2 protein-coding genes and 1 pseudogene are annotated in these 5,000 nt (G+C 39.9%); all 3 read left to right on the top strand.

Annotated elements, in window-relative coordinates; translation table 11 throughout:
* On the top strand, positions 1 to 185 hold a 185-nt coding region (locus DYY66_RS13405), incomplete at its 5' end, for a hypothetical protein (protein ID WP_218583751.1).
* Positions 186 to 3,123: 2,938 nt separating this feature from the next.
* Positions 3,124 to 3,678: a type VI secretion system tube protein Hcp gene (locus DYY66_RS12695; protein WP_166290110.1), complete on the top strand. Its 555-nt coding sequence runs from the start codon at positions 3,124 to 3,126 to the stop codon at positions 3,676 to 3,678.
* 69 nt (positions 3,679 to 3,747) lie between these two features.
* Positions 3,748 to 4,818 (top strand): annotated as a pseudogene (locus DYY66_RS16795) (Hcp family type VI secretion system effector); the annotation flags it as partial.
* Between the last annotated feature and the right edge of the window lie 182 nt (positions 4,819 to 5,000).

Genomic DNA, 5,000 nt, shown 5'->3' with positions numbered 1-5,000 from the left:
TACATGTAAACTGCATGAAGATGGCAAAGGATCTTCAAGATAAACAAACACAATTAATGGAAATTTACAGAAGTAATCCTACTTTTCCATTTGATTTCTATAACATATCCCTCAGAGAAGCAGATACTAAAATCCAAACCATCCGAGAACTTTACAAACAGATCACAGATGAAGAACTGTTTTAGGGTTTGATCTTCCTTTTTATGATTACAGAATAATTGTTAATTTCTAATATTGATATGAAGTATTATGTTCAAGATGTTATCTATATAGGATAGAGACAAATTCGGCTAATCATAATTTAATTTCGTGAATTCTTTATGTCGCGGAAAATTTTTTACACATACATCTCTACTTGTCATTCTCATTGTTTCCTCAGTAGGTCTCTTGGTATTACCCAACATCGAAACCTCTTTTGCTTCTAGCGGACCTACTACTTTACCAAGCACAACACTGGTATCATCACCACCTACAGGCACTAAAGGACCTGATGACATTACAAGATTAGCTATAGATGGAGTTGATGGTGGAAAGGCGCTCATTTGGACAAACTTTCAGAACGGAATAAATCCAGACGGCACCCCTGGCACTGCAGGCGGTCCAACTCAGAGCACCATTGCAGGGTTTGACCCAACAACTGGTGCACTTGTACGAAGTATTCATGTTACAGGCAAGGTCGACGGATTAACAGCTGACCCAAGCAAGGGTACACTTATCGCTACAGATAATGAAGATTCCAATTCTGGTATCAGTATCATTTATCCAGCAATTGGCGCTGTTGCAACCTACACATACTCTCCTGATCCAGCAGTATCAGGTAACGGTGGAACAGACAGCATTGCAGTACATAACGGTCACATCTACTTGGCCCACTCAAACCCTAACGATGTTACACAACCAACCGAATACCAAGTCAGTTTTGATACATCAACTCTTACAGCTAATTTAACTNCCGCCTGCAGGCCCAAAGGACCTGATGACATCACACGACTAGCTATTGATGGAGTAGATGGAGGAAAGGCGCTTATTTGGACAAACTTTCAGAATGGGATAAACCCAGATGGTACCCCTGGTACTTCAGGCGGTCCAACCCAGAGCACCATTGCAGGGTATGACCCAACAACTGGTGTACTTGTACGAATTATTCATGTGACAGGCAAGGTAGATGGTCTTACTGCTGACCCAAGTAAAGGTACACTTGTCGCTACAGATAACGAAGATAGCAATTCTGCAATCAATATAATTTATCCAGCAATTGGTGCTATTGCAACTTACACTTTTTCTCCTGATCCAGCAGTATCAGGTAACGGTGGAACAGACAGCATTGCAGTACATAACGGTCACATCTACTTGGCCCACTCAAACCCTAACGATGTTACCCAGCCAACTAACTATCAAGCTAGTTTTGATACCTCGACTCTTACAGCAAACCTGACGCCAGTCTTCTTTGACAACAGCACAGCAATCGATGCAGTGAGTGGTCATAGCGTAACCTTGGGTCTTACTGATCCAGATACGAACTTTATCATGCCAAACACGAGTCCTCGTTTTGCTGGTGAACTTGCAACAATAGGTCAAGCCGATGGCCAGATAGTTTTTGCCAAGGACTTTGCTCATACTCCATCACTTACGGTGCTCAATGTGAATGACAACAAGCTAGGCAAAGTTCCACCGCTTGACGGTATTGCAGTTGCTACATCAAATCGTGGAACTCTGTATGTAATCGATGCAGCAGCTAGTAAGATTCTAGTCCTTGACACAACTGGATGGCCTACAGGAACAGTATTTGTAGGTGAACCAAAAGACAATGGAAATCCTATGGTTGGAACTCTTGATTTGTCTACTGGTAAAGTAACTCCACTTGGCAACAGCTTTGTCAGTCCAAAAGGTCTGTTCTTTGTTCCAGATAATGAGCAAGATGATGACAAAGCAAATAATGATAAAAACTGAGAAATCACCACTAGAATAAAGATACCTTAACGGATACTAGCAGGATAAGATAAAAAAAGTGGCAACAATAGTTTGTTACCACTTGAATATGTTCCTAGTCTTGTTTTGACTTTGATGCATATCAAGATATGCTACAAATATTCTATAACATCAATACCGGTAAATCTTGTCTTATGGGACACTAATTTTTTATTCTCATCCAATAATTGAACCAATTAGTGGCAATCTCATGTTGTGCTGTCTTGAGATCTATATTACCTGAGCATACCTGATCGTGCAGATAATTCTCAAGACTATCCTTGGTAGATGAACTTGAATGTGGCTCTGGCCAGAGGTTTTTCATATCATCTGGGGCACCACCAAGCTCAAGGGGAATCAAGTGATCAAATTCATAGTTGCTTGGGGAATCGGTAAACCCATAAGCCTTCATGCTCTCTAGTTTTTGTGGCTCTGTAACAGAGACGGGAGGTCTTACTGTTTTTGTATATCCTGAGACGCAGATGGTAGAATCAATGTTATCCTGTGTTACAGCAGGATCAATTGCACCTGGCGTGCATTTTGGATCAGGTAGTGTATCGTTGATTGCTTGACATGTCTGCATTGTCATATATGGCAAATATTGGCCAGATCCTTGATTTGGTTGAACTGGTGGAGAAGGCTTCATGATATCTGGATGAGGGATTCCAACCAGTGCAAATATCATAACTGCAGTAATGGCAACGCCAAAAAATAATACTTTGAGTGANATTTATCTGATTTCCAAAATTGGAAAAAAGTTATTTCCAACTTTGGCAGATGGATTTTAAATATTCAATTCATTGAAAATGATAACATGTTAAATGAAATAACAAAAGTATCGTCTCATGATTTTGAGGCAATAGTTGAAACAAATAGGCTCAAAAGAGATCTATATCTTGCTCGTCTGAGAAAATAATAACACACTAGACGGAAACCTAAATCCCAAATCTTAACATGAAAAAGTTCTAGCTAGCAAACTTTTACGGAAAATGACATTGTATTTTAAGACAATTCGAACTCAAAAGCATTTGGACTTTAATGTATACGAGTCTTACAGGACCTGTAAAAATACCATCAAAATGAAAACACTTGGTGTAATGTCCGTTATCAAAATCAGCTAAATGTTTATCTATGATTTAGCAGTACTAATGAAAGATGAAATATTGGCAAGTTACAATCGCAGTGGTTGCCTTAGGCATACTTGCTATAGGAAGTTCCAATTCGTTTGCAGCAAGTGATCCAATATACATGAATTTTCCAGGTATTTCTGGAGATACCGTGGCTAAAGGCTTTGAAAATCAAATTCAAGTAGATAGCTTTCAATGGGGTGTAGAACGAGCAATTTCATCACCATCTGGTGGTATAAGAGAAGCTGGCGCACCACATGTCGGTGAAATCACAATTACAAAATTAATGGACAAGGCATCTCCACTATTGCTTCAAAGCTCTTTGGTGGGTGAAGCCGTAAGTCCAGTCACAATAACCTTTGTCAAGGATACAGGCATTGGTCCTATAAGATATGCAGAGTACACTTTGGATAATGTTTTGATATCAGGCTATAGTGTTTCAAGCGGTGGGGATAATCCAACAGAATCACTTTCTCTGTCATTTACCAAAATCACTTTCAAGTTTACGCCAACTAATCCAGACGGCTCTCCGGGTACACCCATTCAAACTACATATGACCTTGCACTAGGTAAAATAGTGTAACTTCTATTTACGAAGTTGATATGTCGTTTTTTCAATCTTCGAGTGATGTAGTTTTGGTCGCATGGTATCATGATCGCTATTAGAAACATCTTGTTAATTGCAGCGCTTGGATTGATAGTATCATTTACCACATATGATGCGCATGCTTCTGTGTTTCTTAAAATACCATCAATACCTGGAAGCTCAACCACTCAAGGATTTACAAATGATATAGAGCTGAACAGCTTCCAATTTTCTAATGCTAGAACAATAACCTTACCATCTGGAAGTACGGAACAGCAAGCTTCTGCACCAGCTATCTCAGACCTAATAATTACAAAAACCATGGATAAATCTTCACCTGGAATTGTTAAAGCGCTTCTCCTCAATCCTGTGATATCAAAAATAGACATATTCCTAACAAAACCATCTGCTTTTAGCAAGGAACAATTTGTTTATGCTCATTATACTCTATCCGATGTTTTATTTTCCAGCTATTCTGTCTCAAGTGGCGGAGATACACCAACTGAAAGCATCGGAGTAAACTTTCAAAAAATTCAGGCTGATGTTACTACACAAAAGCCAGACGGTTCTGTGGGACAAACAATATCATTTTGCTGGAACGAAGCTACAAATCAGCAATGTTCAGTTTCAACTCCATCAGACACTACTCCTCCAACTGTGACAGGTAGTATCGCTCCAGCACCAAACGCAAAAGGATGGAACAACTCTACTGTTACTATAACATGGTCTGGAACAGATACTGAGAGCGGCATCAAGTCATGTGATGTCCCTACAATATACTCTGGACCTGACACATCGGGCATAAACGAGACAGGTCATTGTACCGATAATGCAGGAAATATTGGAGCTGGGAATGTTACAATACATTATGATGCAACAAAACCCATAATCACTGGTGCTCCAACCACCGCACCAAATACGAATGGTTGGTATCGCAATAACGTTGCAGTTAACTTTACTGCAAATGATGCAACATCGGGAGTTTCAACAATCACACCCAATGTTGTGATATCAACAGAAGGTAAAAACCAAAATGTTACGGGAACTGCAATTGACAATGCTGGAAACATCGCAAACTTTACTGTTTCTGGGATAAACATAGACAAGACTCCTCCAACTGTATCCGGAACCCCCTCANCAAACTTTACTGTTTCTGGAATAAACATAGACAAGACTCCGCCAACGGTATCAGGAGCCTCATCGAGATTGCCTGATCACAATGGCTGGTATAATCATCCAGTTGTAATTTCGTGGACAGGTACTGATGCATTAAGTGGAATAAACTCTTGTGATACAGCAACAAACTATGCAGGCCCTGA

Origin of the sequence: Candidatus Nitrosotalea sp. FS (genome assembly GCF_011319475.1) — an archaeon.
Lineage (GTDB): Archaea > Thermoproteota > Nitrososphaeria > Nitrososphaerales > Nitrosopumilaceae > Nitrosotalea.
This window is presented reverse-complemented; position numbering and strand designations above follow the sequence as displayed.

What these genes read in the sequence shown, in the direction of transcription:
- DYY66_RS12695 (WP_166290110.1), top strand. Translation starts at nt 3,124, where the DNA reads ATGAAATATTGGCAAGTTACAATCGCAGTGGTTGCCTTAGGCATACTT.